Consider the following 16,216-nt stretch of genomic DNA (forward strand, 5'->3'; position numbering starts at 1 on the left):
CCTGTCGGGGGCGAGCAACCCTATTCGGCGGCGAGTTTCGCCGCCGGTTTCGGCTGGCTGCGGAACTCGGCGAGGAGGGCTGCCTCTTCGGCTTTGGCCGCGGCCAGATGGCGCGCCTTGACGTGGCCGAAGCCGCGGATCTTTTCAGGGATGCCGGCAAGGCCGACCGCGAGCGCGTGGTTGTCGGGTGTCAGTTTCGCCAGGATCTCGTCGACCAGCGCCTGATAGTCGGTGATCAGCTGGCGTTCGGTCTTGCGCTCGTGGCTGTAGCCGAAGACGTCGAAGGCGGTGCCGCGCAGGCCCTTGAATTTGGCCAGGATCCTGAACCCGGTCATCATGGCGGGGCCGAAGCTCATCTTGCGCGGCAGGCCGGTATTGCGGTCGATCCGGGCGAAGAGCGGCGGCGCCAGATGGAACTCGAAGCGCAGGTTGTCGCCGTCGAAGGCCTTGGCGACCTGTCTCTGGAACGTGCCGTCGGTATAGAGCCGGGCGACCTCGTATTCGTCCTTATAGGCCATCAGCTTGAACAGATAGCGGGCGATGGCCTCGCTCAGACCTTGCTTGCCCGGTGTCCGGTCGGCCTCGGCGCGGCGCGCCCTGGCGACGATATCGGCATAGCGCGCGGCATAGGCGGCATTCTGGTAGCCGGTCAGGAAGGCGACGCGGCGCGCGATGCTGTCGTCCAGCGTCTCGGAGATCCGCTCGACCGCCGAAGGGCTCGTGGCCGGCTTCACCAGGGCCTCGACCGCCGCCATGTCGTGGGCGGAAAGCCGGCCCCAGCGGAAGGCGGTGACGTTCATCGGCACGGCTTCGCCGTTCAGCTCGATCGCCCGTTCGATGGCGGCCGCGCTCAGCGGCAGGGCGCCGATCTGATAGGCATAACCGACCAGGAACAGGTTCGAGGCGATCGAATTGCCCATCAAGGCGGTCGCGAGCCGCTGCGCGTCGATCAGATGGGTCGTCTCGCGGCTGGCATGGGCGATGATGGCGCGCTTCAAACGTTCGGACGGCAGCGAGAAATTGGCGTCGCGGGTGAACTGGCCGGGCAGCATCTCCACCGTGTTGACCACTACCTTGGTGTCCGGCTTCATCGAAGCCAGCGCCTTCTTGCCGCCGGCGATGACGATGTCGCCCGACAGCACGAGATCGGCGGAGCCGGCATGGACGCGGATCGAATGGATGTCCTGGGGCGTGCGGGCGATGCGCATATGCGAGAAGACCTCGCCGCCCTTCTGGGCAAGGCCGGCCATGTCGATCAGGCCGACGCCCTTCTTCTCCAGATGGCAGGCCATGCCGAGAATGGCGCCGACGGTGACGATGCCGGTGCCGCCGATGCCGGCGATCAGCACGTTGTAGGTGTGGCCGATTTGCGGGATCACCGGCTCGGGCAGGCCGGAAATGTCGGCCGCCACGCTCAGGCCCTTGCCCTTCTTGATCTCGGCGCCGTGCACGGTGACGAAGCTCGGGCAGAAGCCCTTCACGCAGGAAAAGTCCTTGTTGCAGGACGACTGGTCGATGGTGCGCTTGCGGCCGAATTCAGTCTCGACCGGCTGGATCGACACGCAGTTCGATTGCACGCCGCAATCGCCGCAGCCTTCGCAGACGCTTTCGTTGATGATCACCCGCTTGATCGGGTCCGGGTATTGCTTGCGCTTGCGGCGGCGGCGCTTTTCCGCCGCGCAGGTCTGGTCGTAGATCAGCGCGGTGACGCCGGGCAGCTTGGCGAGCTCGATCTGGATCGCCTGCAGGTCGTCGCGATGGTCGAAGGTGGTGCCGATGGGGAAGACCGCGCCGGTGCCGGCATATTTATCCGGTTCGTCGGAAACGACCGCGATCCGCTCGATGCCCTCGGCGCGCAATTGCGCGGCGATCATCGGCACCGTCAGGCTGCCCTCGTGGGGCTGGCCGCCGGTCATGGCGACCGCGTCGTTGAACAGGATCTTGTAGGTGATGTTGGTCTTGGCGGCGACCGCGAAGCGGATCGCCAGATAGCCGGAGTGGTTATAGGTGCCGTCGCCGAGGTTCTGGAACACATGGCCGCGCTTGGAGAACGGCGCCTCGCCGACCCAGTTGGCGCCTTCGCCGCCCATCTGGGTGAAACCCTCGGTCATGCGGTCCATCCACAGCGCCATGTAGTGGCAGCCGATGCCGGCATAGGCGCGCATGCCGTCGGGCACGACGGTGGACGTGTTGTGCGGACAGCCCGAGCAGAAATAGGGCACGCGGGCGGCGATCGACGGCGTGACCTTCAGGACCTCTTGGGCCGCCTTCAGGCGCTTCACATTGGCGGCGATCTCTTCGACCGGGCCTGAATGTTTCAGGATGCGCTCGCCGATGCAGATGGCGACGTCATTGGGATCGAGCGCGCCATGGACCGGGAACAGCCACTCGCCCTTTTCGTCCTTCTTGCCGATGACCACGGGCTGGTTGGCCGAGCCGTACAGCTCTTCGCGCACCTGCACCTCGATCAGCGAACGCTTCTCCTCGACCACGATGATCAGGTCGAGGCCGCGGGCAAAATCGGTCAGTTCGCCCGGATCGAGCGGCCAGGTGCAGCCGATCTTGAACAGGCGGATGCCGAGATCATTGGCCTTCACCTCGTCCAGGCCCAGCTCGTCGAAGGCCTGGCGGGTGTCGAGATAGCTCTTGCCCGTGGTGATGATGCCGATCCTCGGCTTGCGGCCGCCTGAGGTGACGATACGGTTGATCTTGTTGGCCTTGACGAAGGCGAGCGCCGCGCCGCGCTTGTACATGTGGAGCCGCAGCTCCTGCTCGTGGCGGTCGTCTCCCGGGCGGATCGACAGGCCGCCCGGCGGCATGGCGAATTCGGCTTCACTCGGAATGACGATCTTCACCCGGTCGATCGAACCGTCGATGACGCCGGTCGATTCGACCGTATCCTTCATGCATTTGAGCGCAACCCAATTGCCGGAATAGCGCGACAAAGCCCAGCCATAGAGCCCGTAATCGAGGATTTCCTGGGCGCCGGCCGGATTGAGGATCGGCATCATCACGTCGACGAAGTGAAACTCCGACTGATGCGCGACGGTCGAGGATTCGGCGGTGTGATCATCGCCCATCAGGCAGAGCACGCCGCCATTCTTCGACGAGCCCGCGAGATTGGCATGGCGGAACACGTCGCCGGAGCGGTCGACGCCCGGGCCCTTGCCGTACCAGACCCCGAAAACGCCGTCATATTTGCCTTCGCCACGCATCTCGGCCTGCTGGGTGCCCCAGACCGCGGTGGCGGCGAGGTCCTCGTTCAGGCCTGGGGTGAAGACGATGTCGTTGGCCAGCAGGTTGCGCTGCGCCTTGAAGAACTGCTGGTCGAGGCCGCCGAGCGGCGAGCCGCGATAGCCGGAGACGAAGCCGCCGGTGTTGAGGCCGGCCAGCCGGTCGCGTTCCTTCTGCATCAAGGTGAGCCGGACCAAAGCCTGCACGCCGGTGACGAAGATGTCCTTCTTGGCCAGGTCGAACTTGTCGTCGAGGCTGACATCGTCGAGCCTCAGGCTGTTGACGAGACGGGAGGCCGCCGCAGGCGTGTTGTCCGCAGGTGTTTCGGCCATCGCGGTCTCCTGGTCTTCCTGCGGCGCCGTCGGCGCCACGCCCCCCGGCGCGGTGGATCCCCTGAATGTCCCAGGAAATGCCCGGCCCTTAGGTCGCAGATGCTGTCACGCCGAAAACGCTATGTCGATTTCATTCTAAACTGCGTGGACGCAAGGAGATTGCGTAAAGGCTTGAGAAAACTTGTCTTCTTGCTGCAGCGCACAAATTCCGCGGACGCCCGCGCGCCGGGCAAGAAGCCGCCGGGTGGCCGGTCAGCGCGGGGTTGCGAACAGGTCCTGGTGGCCTGTCTCGCAGGTCACGCCGGTTAGCCGGGCGGCGAGCCAGGCCTCGATCTCGGTTTGTCCGACATGCCCGGTTTCGCCGACCGCGCCGGCAAATCCGGTGACCAATTGCCTGGCGAGGCCGGCCATGTCGGTGCCGATATGCCAGGGGCTTGGCTCGCAGGTCACCGCATAGCCGGCCTTGGCGAAAGCCTTGGTCATGATCGGCACGGCCTCGGGACCGGCGGCCGGGCCGAAACCCTTGTCGGTCGCCTGGTGGGCATGAAAGGCCTCGCGCATGGCCTGGTCGGCCGGGTGCGGCGGTGCCCAGTTCTCCGTGCCGTCATAGGTCAGCACGGTGTAGAGCGGCAGCCGGCGCAGCGCGAGGGCGGCGACGAAACGGTCGATCCATGGCGCGGAGACGAGGTCGAACAGGGCCGCGGCCGTAACCAGGTCGGCGCTTGGTGCCAGAACCCGGTCGAGATCGGTGTTGAGATCGGCTTCGGTGAAGCTGACGCGCAGCGACTTCGTGCCCTTGGTCAGCACCAGGACCTCGCCGTCGCTGGAAGCGCCGTCGGCCCAGGCGGTCAGCCGGCCACGCGCCGCGGCGAGGAGTTTCGGATCATAATCGACCAGCCGCCAATATTGCCGATCCGGCAGGGCCTCGGCGGTGCCGCGCAGGTTCGAGCCGGCGCCGCAGCCGAGATCGACGATGTCGATCGCGGCGCGCCCGGCGAAATGCCTGGCGACTTCGGCCAGCAAGGATTTCGACCGGGCGGCATGATCGGCGGGTTCGCGCAAGGCAAGCCAGTCAGCGGAAAAACTCATGCGGTCTGCTTCCTTCGCTGGTCTCCGGCGGCGATCCGGCGCACGACCGAGGCGACGGTGCGGGCGGTGTCGTCCCAGCGCGGCAGCGTTTGCCCGACGGTCCAGGCGGCGTCGGAGAGTTGCTGGCGTAACCCGCCGTCGCCCAGAGCGCGGGCAATGGCGACTTTCAGCGCCGTGACGTCTCCGGGCGGCACCTTCAGGGCCGCGCCCTCGGGAACGGTCTCGGCGGCAGCGCCGCCCGTTGTGGTGACGATCGGCAGCCCGCGTGCCATCGCTTCCGCCAAAACCATGCCGTAGCCCTCATGGAGCGAGGGCATCACGAAGAGGTCGGCGAGGCCATAGAGCCGCGCCAGCGCCACATCGGAGAGCGGCCCGGCAAAGGTCACGTGTCGCCCGAGTTGATTGCGGGCCATGGCGCGGTGCGCGGCGCCATAGGCGTCGCGATCGCGATCGATCGCGCCGACGATGATGAGTTCCCAGGCCAATGTGCTCAGCGGGCCGAGCGCGTCCATCAGCAACTCGTAGCCCTTGCGCCGCGAGACCGCGCCGACCGCGAGGATGGTTTTTACCGCGTTGCCCGAGCCGGCGGCGCGCGGCGCCGGCTCAGTGCCGGGTTCCGCCACGCTGATGGCATCCGCGGGAACGCCGTAGTCCTGAACCAGGGTGCGCGCGGTCACGCGGCTGGTGACGATCACGGCACGGGCGTGCCGCAGTGCGTTCGTCTCGGTGACTTGGAGCCCTGCCGCCACACCGGGAGCGATGCCGCTTTCCAGCGCCAGCGGGTGGTGGACCAATGCGACGAGGGGGGCCTTGATCGACGCGCACAGGTCCGCGGGAAATGCACCAAAGGCCAGGCCATCGACGATGAGCACGTCATCGGCGGAGACCGCACTCAGCGCCGCCGCCGTTTTCGCCAGATCATCGCCGGTGGGAAAGGGGAAGGAGCCGGGAAGCTGCAGGTGGCGCGTCGCGATGCCATGGGCATGTGCGCGCGCCAGCACTTCGCGGTCGTAGCGGTAGCCGCCGGTCGGGGCGTCGAGATCCCCCGGGATGGCGAAGACCGCTTGGATCATGCGACCGGTCCCTCGAAGCTGGCGCGGGCGAGGTCGTGCTCGTGCAGCGTGACCCTGATCCTGGCGAGGGTTGCCCCGTCGGCGCCGAGCGTGCCGGATCTGGCCGCGGCCGCGCAGGCGTCGAAAACATGCTTGCACAGGAATTCGGTGGTGGTCAGCTTGCCCTTGAACTGCGGCAGGCTATCGAGATCCTGATAGGCGAGTTCCTTCAGGGTCTTGCCCAGCACGTCCAGGGCCGCGCCGATATCGACGACGACATTGTGCCGGTTCAGCGTCTCGCGAAAAAAGGCGACGTCGACGACGAAGCTCGCGCCGTGCTTGCCCTGGGCCGGTCCGAAGAACGGATCAGGCAGCGAATGGGCGATCATCATGCGGTCGCGGACTTCGACGCTGTACATGCGTGGGATTCCCTTGCAATGGCCCGGATCGGGCGGGGCGACCTTAGGTCATTCAGTGCGGATCTGAGAAGGCCGCGCGGCCGGCGATCAGTAGCGCACCGCCGTGGTCAGGCCCGGTGCGCCCGGCGCCAGGATGCGCGGCATTGCGCCGGCGAGATCGTCGAAGGCGATCTCCTCGGTGATCAGCTGGTCCAGCCGGTCGTCGGCGAGCAGCGCCACGGCTTTTTCGAGCCGGCGCCGGCAGGTCCAGCGCGGCCGGCGCGACGGCGCGACCTGGCCGACCTGCGAGGAGATCAGCCTGAGCCGGCGGGCATGGAAGGCGGCCCCCAGCGGCACCGCCGGATCCTCGTCGCCGAACCAGGAGAGTTCGACGACGCTGGCTTCGTCGCCGGCGCAGGCGAGCGCGCAGGCGAGCCCCGCCGCCGTCGCCGAGGCATGGAAGGCAATGTCGACGTCGGCCGGCCCGTCCAGCGGCTTGCTGAAGCGGACGCCGAACAGGTCGGCATAGATGCGCCTGCCCGGGTCGACGTCGACCAGGGTGACCTCGCAGCCGGTTATGCCGGAGCAGAGATAGGTGACGAGCAGGCCGACAAGGCCGGCGCCGACCACGACGATCCGGTCACCCGGGCCGACGCCGGCATCCCAGACCGCGTTCAGCGCGGTTTCCATATTGGCGGCCAGCACGGCGCGCCGGGCCGGCACATCGGCGGGCAGCACCACCAGCGGCACCTTGTCGAGCGGCACCAGCACGCGGTCCTGGTGCGGCGCCAGGGTGAACACGGTCTTGCCGACGAGCGTCTCCGGGCCGGCCTCGACCTGGCCGACGGCGCAATAGCCATATTTGACCGGGAAGGGGAATTCGCCCTGCTGCAGCGGCACGCACATGCGGTCGCGGTCGCTCGCCGGGACCAGGCCGTTGAACACGAGCCTTTCCGTCCCGCGGCTCACCCCGCTATACAGCATGCGAACCAGCGCCTCGGTCTCGCCGCGTTCGCTCAACATGGTCTCGCGCAGCTCGACATGGCGGCGCGAGGCATACCAGAGCGCGCGGGCGGCCAAAGCCATGATGTCTTCTCCCTTGGCGCCGCCCGATGGGGCGACGGAGGTCCGTTGATGAACGAGCTCATGCCCACCGTCTCGAACGATGGCGGCCGTCCTGCGGATCAAGGCTCTACGACGCCGGCGGGGCTTCAGTCCATGGCCGACTTGCGCGACCGGCGCCGGCTGGTGCTGGGATTGAATATCGGCACCTGGTTCATCCTGAACTGGGCGGCCTGGTCGATCCTCGGCGCCGGCGGCTGGACCCCTGTCGATGTCGTGCTGGCCATCGCCTTCGCGATCGCCACGCCCTGGACCGTGCTCGGCTTCTGGAACGCGGTGATCGGGCTTTGGCTGCTGCATGGCGTGGAAGATGGTTTCGAACAGGTGGCGCCGTTCGCCGCGGCCGGCGACACCGACGTGCCGATCACCATTCGCACCGCCATCTTCATGACGCTGCGCAACGAGGACCCGGCGCGGGCCATCGCCCGGCTGAGGATCGTCAAGCAGAGCGTCGACGCCACCGGCTTCGGCGACCGCTTCGACTATTTCATCCTGTCGGACACCAATCAGCCCGAAGTCGCGGCAAAGGAGGAGGCGCTCGCCGCCGCCTTCGCCACCGAGGCCGGCGCCGACCGCGTCGTCTATCGGCGGCGTACCGACAACCAGGGTTTCAAGGCCGGCAATGTCCGGGATTTCTGCGAGCGCTGGGGCATGCGCTACGAGCTGATGCTGCCGCTCGACGCCGACAGCCTGATGGCCGGGAAGACCATCGTCCGGCATGTCCGGATGATGCAGGCCTATCCGAAGATCGGCATCCTCCAGAGCCTGGTCGTCGGCATGCCCTCGTCATCGGCCTTCGCGCGCATCTTCCAGTTCGGCATGCGCCAGGGCATGCGCTCCTACACGATGGGACAGGCCTGGTGGGTCGGTGAATGCGGCCCGTTCTGGGGCCACAACGCGCTGGTCCGGATCAAGCCCTTCGTCGATCATTGCGCCCTGCCGGTGCTGCCGGGCAAGCCGCCGCTCGGCGGCCATATCCTGAGCCATGACCAGGTGGAGGCGACCTTCATGCGCCGCGCCGGCTATGAGGTGCGCGTGCTTCCCGAAGAGGAGGGCTCCTGGGAGGAGAACCCGCCGACCATCCTGGAATTCTCGCGCCGCGACGTGCGCTGGTGCCAGGGCAACATGCAGTATCTGAACCTGTTCGACGTCAAGGGGCTGGAGCCGATGAGCCGGTTCCAGCTGCTCTGGGCCGTCCTGATGTTCGTCGGCGTGCCGGCCTGGACCCTGATGATCGCGCTGTCGCCGTTCCTGGCGCTGCACGGGCCGTCGCGGGTGACCTTCCCGGCGGGGTTCGCGATCTTCATCTACATCCTGTTCTTCATCATGTACCTGATGCCGAAATTCGCGGGGATCGCCGATATCCTGCTGACGCCCGGCGGCACCACGCGATATGGCGGCGGCCTGCGCTTCGCCGCGGCGGTGGTGATCGAACTTTTCTATTCGTTCCTGCTCGGCGCGCTCACCTCGTTCCGCATCACCGTGTTCATGATCGGCCTGGCACTCGGTCGCTCCGTCGTCTGGGGCGGGCAGCAGCGCGACGCCATGGCGCTGAGCTGGCGTGAGGCCTTCGATGCGTTCTGGCCGCAAATGGCCTTCGGCGTACTGGTCGTCGGCCTGCTGTGGCTCGGCTCGCCACGCGCGGCGTGGTGGTCGCTGCCGCTCACCCTCGGCTTCCTGGTGGCGATCCCGTTCGCGGTGCTGACCGCCTCGCCGCTGCTCGGGCGCGTGTTCGTCGCACTCCGGCTCTGCGGCGTGCCGGAGGAGTTCAATCCGCCGCACGAGATCGTTTCGGCCCGGGCCGGGGAGGCGTCATGACGCCGCAGCAGCGGATCGCCGAGCTCGTCGCCGTGGCGCGCTCGGTCGTCACCTATCACGGCGACCCCGCCAAGGCCGCGCAAATGGACAGGCTCTATGCCGGTTTCGTCGGCCCGGGCAGCCTCGCCTTCGACATCGGCAGCCATGTCGGCGACCGTGTCGCGAGCTTTCGCCGCCTGGGCGCCAGGGTGGTGGCGCTGGAGCCGCAACCGGGACCGGCGCGGGTGATCGAAACCTTGTTCGGCGACGATCCGGACGTGACGCTGGTCCGCGCGGCCTGCGGCGCGACCGAGGGCACGCTGGTGTTCAAGGTCAACAGCGACAATCCGACGGTCTCGACCGCTTCGGCCGATTTCATCGCCTCCGCCGCCGGCGCCGGCGGTTGGGAGGGCCAGGTCTGGGATCGCGAAATCACGGTTGCCGCGACGACGCTCGACCACCTGATCCGCGACCACGGCGTGCCTGGCTTCGTGAAGATCGACGTCGAAGGTTTCGAGGCCGACGTGCTGGCCGGGCTGACCCGGGCGCTGCCGGCCTTGTCCTTCGAGTTCACCACCATTCAGCGCGGCGTCGCGCTCGCCTGCCTGGACCGGCTGGCGACGCTGGGCGGTTACGGCTTCGACCTGGCGCTCGGCGAAAGCCAGCGGCTGACATTCGGCCGTTTCGTCTCGAAGGACGAGATGGCGGCGCATCTGAGCGGACTGCCGCACCAGGCCAATTCGGGCGACGTCTACGCCGTGCTCTCAAGGGAATGACGCATGAATCTTGGGAGTGAACGCATGAAGCTCGCCGCCGTCCTTGCCGCCCTGTTCCTCGCCACGACCGCACGGGCGGCTACGCTCGACGGCCTGGCCGTCGACGTCACCAACGGATCCGAGCCGGTGCTCTGCGCCGAGAAGGACAATGTCACGCTCAACCTGGCCAATCCGGCGGTGCGCTCGTTCCGCATCGAGGCGGCGCATCCGGCCTATATCGGCGCGCTCAGCGTCGACCGCTTCGCCGCCGACTGGACCGCTTGCCCGATGAAGGAGGCCGCGCTCGCCCAGCCGATGCCGGATCGCATCACGCTCTACGAGACGGTGGAGTGGCAGGTCATCGGCTATCGCGAGAAGGGCTTCTGGCGGCCGTCCGACACGGTGGTCCGGGTCGGCGACCGCACCGAGCGCAACATTCACCTGATCCAGATCTGGTATCGCTTCCAGGACCGCGCCGAGGAGGTGCTGGTGGTCTATCCGACCGACGGCTATTGGCGCGCCCGACCTTTGCCCCCGGCCAATCTGCGCTGGACCGCCTATGGCTCGTCCTTCCTGATCGGGCCCGTGGTGGTCGAGGAGCGGCCGATCGTCAAGATCAAGGAAATCGCCTTCGACCCGGCGACCAAGACCTTCACCCTGGCCTATCCGGACGGCAATTCGGCGACCGTGCGCCTCGCCACGCTGAACCAGGAACTGATCGGCCTGGACGTGGCCTTCGCGCGGCCGATCGCCGGCGGGCCTTTCGCGGCGCTGCGTTCCATGTATGTCACCGAGTTCAACGCCGACGTGGCGCGGGTGGCGCTGCGCGAAAAGGATGCCGCAGGCTGGCGCGAAGAGGCGATCCTGCCGTTCCGCCGCGGCAATGCGACGGATCTGTGGGCCGGGCGGCTGGTGCCGTCGAGGCACAATACCTCGGCGCCCGACATGGTGTTCAACGCCTTCCGGGCGGAGCCGCCCGCGCCGGGCGCGGCCCAGATCCAAAGATAAGGCTGGTCACACGCCGTTCAGAAATTGCGCATTATGTCTCGAGGCACCGCACCAATCAGACGAGGTTCTTGATCCATGGTTCGTCGCATTCGCAAGGCCGTTTTCCCCGTCGCTGGCCTCGGCACGCGTTTCCTGCCCGCCACCAAGGCGATCCCCAAGGAAATGCTGACCGTCGTCGACCGTCCGGTGATCCAGCATGTGGTGGACGAAGCGCGCGAGGCCGGCATCGAGCATTTCGTTTTCGTCACCGGCCGCAACAAGCAGGTGATCGAGGATCATTTCGACAAGGCCTTCGAGCTGGACGCGACGCTCGAGGCACGCGCCAAGACCGCTGTCCTGGAAGAACTCCGGCGCGACCTGCCGGCGGCTGGCGCCACCTCGTTCACCCGCCAGCAGGAACCGCTCGGGCTCGGCCATGCGGTGTGGTGCGCGCGCGACATCATCGGCGACGAGCCCTTCGCGCTCTTGCTGCCGGACATGCTGCATCTCGCCAGGCGCGGCGGCAAAGGCTGTATCGCCGCGATGCTGAACGCCTATGAGGCGACCGGCGGCAATTATGTCGCGGGCTACGAAGTGCCCGACAGCGAGACCCATCAATATGGCATTATCGGCAAGGGCAAGCCGGCCGCCGGTGGCGCCTATGAGATCGCCCAGATGGTCGAGAAGCCGGCCAAGGGCACGGCGCCCTCGAATGTCGCGATTTCCGGCCGCTATATCCTGCAACCGGAGATCTTCAGGATCCTGGAGACCCAGGAGCGCGGCGCGGGCGGTGAAATCCAGCTCACCGACGGCATGCTGAAGCTGCAGCAGAAGCAGCCGTTCTTCGGCTTTACCTTCGACGGCGAGATCCACGATACCGGAACGAAGCTCGGCTTCCTGACCGCCAATGTCGCCTATGCGCTGCGCCGCGACGATTTGAGCGGGCCGTTCAGGGCGGAGCTCGGCCGGCTCGCCGCCGGCTGAGCGGCGCGCCCCGCTCCGGCGGTCATTGGACCAGGACGGCGCCGTCGCAGCGCAATCCGATACCCCAGACATCGGCCTGGCCAAGGCCGATGCCGAGCGACTGGAGAATACCGGACAGGAGCTGGTCGATCGACGGCGTCGCGCCCGAGATGATGCCGCTGACCAGCGGCCCGACCGCGCCGCCGAGGCCCAGGTTGAGCAGGCCCAGCACGGAGATGTCGAGCTGCAGGGTATTGACCAGACCGCTCAGCAGCGACTGGGTGAAATTCGTCGTGCCGACGGTTTTCTTGGTCTGGTTGTTGATCTCGGTCATGTTGAAGGTGACCGGCGTCGCCGTCATGTTGGTGACCTGGACATGGGCGCGTCCGAGCACCGACAGCACGGGCGTGTCGACCAGCGCGACCGCCATCGGGGCGACCGGCGCGCTGTAATTGTTGAAATTGGCCATCGAGACGCTGCCGATCCAGGCGTCGATGACGGCGGGCGTCACGCCGAGCGTCATGGTCGAGCCGCTGGCGTCGGGGAATGTGCAGTTGATGGCGTTGAGGCGCGCGGTCGCGGCCGCGACCTCGACATAGAGCGGCAGGTTGACCGAGGCGATCGAACCCGAGCCGAGCAGTTGCAGGTTGAGCAGCAGCCGGGTTTGCGCGGTGTGGACGGTGGCGCCGACATTGCCCACCGTCATCCAGCTCGTGCCCACCGGCCGCTCGCCGATGCCGAGCGTCAGCGACGCCGTGGCGATGCCCGGCACATTGAGGCCCAGGGCCAGCTGCACCTGCCGGTTGCCATTGGCGATCTGGGCCGTCGCGTTCAGCAGGTCGAAGGCGGCGACATTGATGCCGAGATTGGAGCCCTGGCCGATCGGCAAGGTCTGGTAGGGCCCGGCATCGATCAGCGAACTCAGCGCCATCCTGCTGGTCGAGGCGTTCAGCGACTGCGAGATGCTGGAAAGCGCGCGGCTGGCATTGGTCGCGCCGCCTTGCGAATTGAGCGTGGAGGCGACCAGGGCATTGACGACGTCGACGACCTTGAGGTTAGAGCTCAGCAGCTGCGAATAGGTGCCCGCGGTCAGCTGGGCCGTGGTGGCGAGCTGGTTCATGAACTTGAACAGGTCGATGCGGGCGTCGACAAGGGACTGATAATCCATCACCGACAGGGTAATGTTCGTGCCGAGCAGCGATCCGAGCAACTGGTTCAGCAGCCCGCCATTGAGCGATACCAGCCGCGAGCCGATGGCGAAGGAGGCGAAGGACGATGTCGCGGCGGTCGCGGTCGACCGGATCACGAAATAGTCCTGGCCGGTGATGACCCTGCCGAACACCAGGTTGGTTCGCGAGTTGATCGTCACCCGTGCGGCGTTGGGAGTGGTGCCGGCCAGCTGGAAACGGTTGTTGATCTGGGTGGCGGGATTGGGCGTGTAGGTGCCGAGTTCGACGGTGATGGGACTGTCGACGGTGATGGCGTTACGCTGGACGGTGGCATTGGCCGCCCGGGAGGCGCGGGTCAGGTCGCTCGCCGCCGCCAGCGCCGACAGGTCCGCCACGCTCTGCGCCTTGCGTTTGTCGACATAGATCTTGCCGAGATCGACGCTGAGGGCGCTCATGCCGATGACCACGGTGGTCATCAGGCCGGCGATGATCGCCACGGAGCCCTTGGTTTCGCGAAAGAAGGAACGCAGTGCCGGGAACAATGCTTGGCTCCTCTCAGTAGCCACCGCGTTGAATGGCGGCCGACCGGACGATCAGCGGCGACGGCATCGGGACAAGATTGGGAAGGCTGTAGATGAAGCTCTGACTGGCGTCGTAGCTCAGCTGTACCGTGAAGGTGCTGGTCGTCGGATCCGTCGCGGCGGCGACCAGAACCAGGCGGCTCGGCTGGATGAAGGGGTAATTGCCCGACTGCGTTTGAATGGTGTTCGAGGCCAGCGTGGCCCGTTCGGTGTCGCTCAGGCCGGCGACCGATGCCCTGGCGGCCTCGGCCGCGAGCTGTTGCACGCTCTGCACGACGCTGAGGTAGCCGGCGAACGTGATGATGCCGAACAGGATCATCAGGAACACCGGTACGATGATCGCGAATTCGACCGCCGATGCGCCGTCCTGGCGTCGGGCGAAAGGCCGCAACAATTTCCAGATCTTGCTCATGCCGAGAACATTGCTTGAGACAATTAAATAATTTCTGAATCATGTTCTCTAAACATATATTACGTAACGTAATGGTTTGTCGTTTAATTCGGTTTAGCTCCATCGATCTGTGGTATCCGTCGAACGAAGACAGTTCGTTCTGGCTTTTGAAAGGTTTGGCAAACTTGGTTCTCGCGGTCCGAACGTTTCCAATCCTTGATCAAAAAAATGGATACAGGACTTATTTGGTGGCGTTGAATTTGCGGGAAGCTTACGTAAGGAAATGATCGAGCTGTCAGCTAAATGCAAGCTGGCCATGGAAAGACATCGGGAGCGAAAATGCAGCGCTGGCCGAGGCGATGACTTCCCGGGATCGAGCGGACGCTTGAGGGGGTGGTCTCGCGTTCCGAGGCGACGGCGTGGCGATCAGCGCTGCAGCCTGAGGCCGAGAAGGAAGATGTTGGCCGAGTAACTTTGCCCGGGCTGGTTCGACATCAGCATCTCGCGCCGTGCTTCGCCGCGGATCTGCAGGTTGCGCGAGGCGCGGTAGATCAGGTTGACGGAGGCGATCAGCCGCTGGTCGACCCGGGGATCGCCGACATAGACGTCCTGGCCATAGGCGAGCCGCGCCGTGCCGATCAGCCAGCGCCTGAAGGAATGCTCGAGTTCGACCGAGAAATCGCGCCGCTGAATGCCGGCCGCGCCGGTGGTGAAGGTCTCGTCGATGACCGATTTGGCGCCGAAACGCACGGTGGTGAGCGCCGTGGCCGTCCAGATCAGCGCGGCATCGAAGGTCGGCACGCGAATGTCGACCAGCGTCGGGTCGAGATTGTCGCGGACGAGATAGCCGACCGCGACCTCGCCGGTGATCAGGCGGCTGAGCTCGAAGGTCGAGCCGACCCGGTAGCTTGTGGATGTCGAGCCCTGGAGAAGGCCGCTCGGTGAAACCAGCGTGTCGAAGCCGTGGCGCTCGACGCCGACCTCGACGAAGGGACGCAGGCCCGGCGTCAGCTCGTAGGAGGCACGCAGCCTCAGGCCGTAGGCGTTGTAATTGCGGTTGCCCTGCGGAATGATCGTGCCGTTATTGGTGACGGCATCGTCATAAGTATAGCGGTCGACCGCGCCGCGCAGGGTCAATTGCAGCCGGCCGACATCCTGCACCAGGGCCGCCGTGCCGCCATATTGGCGCACCAAAGGCAGGCTCTTCAGCGACGAGCCCGGGTCCGACGGCAGGTTCGACGATCCCGGTGACTGGGCGGTCAGGTTGTAGCGCGCCTCGGTGTCGATGCGCGTCGTCCGCGCCAGGTCGACACGGCCGGTGACGACGGCGTTGACCTCCGGGCGGTTGACGTCCGGATCCGAGAAATAGGCCGAATAGGTGCCGCGCAGGCGTGCCGTCAGTTCGTGGCGCGACCAGTCCGAGCGCGCCTGGACCTCGCCATAGGATTGGGTGAACAGGGAGCCTTGGGCGCCGTCATGCAGGCGGCGCGGGTTGGAATCGTAACCGAGCGTCAGGTCGGCGGTGGGCGTCACGACGAAGCTGCCGAGCCTCAGGCCAACCGGCGCGAAGGGATCGGCCTCGACAGCCGGGGTGCGGGCAAACGAGATCACCTCGCCGGTCACCGGATCGATCACCGCATTGCGGCCGAGCGGATTGGCGTTGGGCAAGGCGCGGCCGGTGGTTGCCTGGGTGCGGTCGGTGACCAGGGGCACGTCGACCGGGCGAAGCGGCTGGACCGGCGTGGCGACGCCGCGGCCACCCGGGCCCAGCGCCCGGCGATCCTCGCGCGACAGATTGATCACGGATGTCTGCGGCGGACGGCGCGCCGGCGTCGGCAGCCCTGCGGCTTGCCGCGTCGCGGCCGGATCCGGCGGCGCCGGGCGTCGCGGCATCCGGCCGGTCCGGCGGTTGGCGACCAGCGCCGGCCGGGATGTCATCGGGCGGGACGGCGTCGCCGCGGGCACCGGGGCGGGCGCGGCAAGGCCCGCTGCTGGCGGCGTTCCGGGCCGGGGCGGGGTCGGGTCGATCCAGGGCGCGCGGCGGTTCTGCGTGCGTTGCCGGTCGCGGCGCGCGGCGTCGGTCCGTTCGGCGCCCGGCGCCGGGGCCATTTCCGTGCGCAGGCCGGCGGCGTCGGCATCGCTGGACGCACCGCCGCGCGCCGTCGCGTCCCTGTCCGATTCGATCGGTGCCAGTCCGCGCCAGCCCTCGTTCTGCCCGGGGTCGTCGACCAGCGGCGCGGCGCCCGGGGACGGGGTCGAACCGCGCAAAGCCTGGCCGTGCACGGCCGCGCCCGCCCCTGCCAGGACGAGTGCGATCATGCTCACGGTTGCAAGGTGGCGGGCGGC

At 66.9% G+C, this 16,216-nt stretch carries 12 protein-coding genes; 4 read left to right on the forward strand and 8 right to left on the reverse strand.

Annotated elements, in window-relative coordinates; all coding sequences use genetic code 11:
* Nucleotides 1-20: 20 nt before the first annotated feature.
* The 5 genes from AC07WJ_RS04850 to AC07WJ_RS04870 form a co-directional block, all read right to left on the reverse strand.
* Nucleotides 21-3,566, reverse strand: coding sequence for an indolepyruvate ferredoxin oxidoreductase family protein (locus AC07WJ_RS04850; protein ID WP_494933375.1), 3,546 nt, complete (start codon nt 3,564-3,566; stop codon nt 21-23).
* Nucleotides 3,567-3,818: 252 nt separating this feature from the next.
* Nucleotides 3,819-4,655: a class I SAM-dependent methyltransferase gene (locus tag AC07WJ_RS04855; RefSeq protein ID WP_494933376.1), complete on the reverse strand. Its 837-nt coding sequence runs from the start codon at nt 4,653-4,655 to the stop codon at nt 3,819-3,821.
* The gene (locus tag AC07WJ_RS04860; protein WP_494933377.1) at nt 4,652-5,728 is read right to left on the reverse strand and encodes a glycosyltransferase family 4 protein; all 1,077 of its coding nucleotides are present in this window, start codon (nt 5,726-5,728) and stop codon (nt 4,652-4,654) included. The genes AC07WJ_RS04855 and AC07WJ_RS04860 overlap by 4 nt, the downstream gene beginning before the upstream one ends.
* Nucleotides 5,725-6,126, reverse strand: a complete 402-nt coding sequence (locus tag AC07WJ_RS04865) for a 6-pyruvoyl trahydropterin synthase family protein (protein WP_494933378.1) — start codon at nt 6,124-6,126, stop codon at nt 5,725-5,727. Before AC07WJ_RS04865 ends, AC07WJ_RS04860 begins: the two co-directional genes overlap by 4 nt.
* 87 nt (nt 6,127-6,213) lie before the next feature.
* Nucleotides 6,214-7,191, reverse strand: coding sequence for a zinc-dependent alcohol dehydrogenase (locus tag AC07WJ_RS04870; RefSeq protein ID WP_494933379.1), 978 nt, complete (start codon nt 7,189-7,191; stop codon nt 6,214-6,216).
* A gap of 132 nt (nt 7,192-7,323) precedes the next feature.
* Between AC07WJ_RS04870 and mdoH the strand changes: the two genes are divergently transcribed.
* The 4 genes from mdoH to AC07WJ_RS04890 all read left to right on the forward strand — a co-directional run bounded on the left by mdoH (nt 7,324) and on the right by AC07WJ_RS04890 (nt 11,750).
* Nucleotides 7,324-9,045: a glucans biosynthesis glucosyltransferase MdoH gene (gene mdoH / locus AC07WJ_RS04875; protein ID WP_494933380.1), complete on the forward strand. Its 1,722-nt coding sequence runs from the start codon at nt 7,324-7,326 to the stop codon at nt 9,043-9,045.
* Nucleotides 9,042-9,800 (forward strand): FkbM family methyltransferase, encoded by a 759-nt coding sequence (locus tag AC07WJ_RS04880; protein WP_494933381.1) that lies wholly within the window; start codon nt 9,042-9,044, stop codon nt 9,798-9,800. The genes mdoH and AC07WJ_RS04880 overlap by 4 nt, the downstream gene beginning before the upstream one ends.
* 24 nt (nt 9,801-9,824) lie before the next feature.
* The gene (locus AC07WJ_RS04885; protein WP_494933382.1) at nt 9,825-10,787 is read left to right on the forward strand and encodes a hypothetical protein; all 963 of its coding nucleotides are present in this window, start codon (nt 9,825-9,827) and stop codon (nt 10,785-10,787) included.
* A gap of 75 nt (nt 10,788-10,862) precedes the next feature.
* Nucleotides 10,863-11,750, forward strand: a complete 888-nt coding sequence (locus AC07WJ_RS04890) for a UTP--glucose-1-phosphate uridylyltransferase (RefSeq protein WP_494933383.1) — start codon at nt 10,863-10,865, stop codon at nt 11,748-11,750.
* 22 nt (nt 11,751-11,772) lie between these two features.
* Here AC07WJ_RS04890 and AC07WJ_RS04895 read toward each other — a convergent pair whose 3' ends face one another.
* The 3 genes from AC07WJ_RS04895 to AC07WJ_RS04905 all read right to left on the reverse strand — a co-directional run bounded on the left by AC07WJ_RS04895 (nt 11,773) and on the right by AC07WJ_RS04905 (nt 16,189).
* Nucleotides 11,773-13,440, reverse strand: coding sequence for a pilus assembly protein TadG-related protein (locus tag AC07WJ_RS04895; RefSeq protein WP_494933384.1), 1,668 nt, complete (start codon nt 13,438-13,440; stop codon nt 11,773-11,775).
* A gap of 13 nt (nt 13,441-13,453) precedes the next feature.
* A complete protein-coding gene (locus AC07WJ_RS04900; protein ID WP_494933385.1) occupies nt 13,454-13,891 on the reverse strand; it encodes a TadE/TadG family type IV pilus assembly protein in 438 nt (145 codons plus the stop codon).
* 405 nt (nt 13,892-14,296) lie between these two features.
* Complete coding sequence (locus tag AC07WJ_RS04905; RefSeq protein ID WP_494933386.1) at nt 14,297-16,189, reverse strand: outer membrane beta-barrel protein; 1,893 nt, start codon at nt 16,187-16,189, stop codon at nt 14,297-14,299.
* Nucleotides 16,190-16,216: the final 27 nt, after the last annotated feature.

The sequence above is a fragment of the Phreatobacter sp. GW821-FHT04C01 genome (assembly GCF_059420385.1).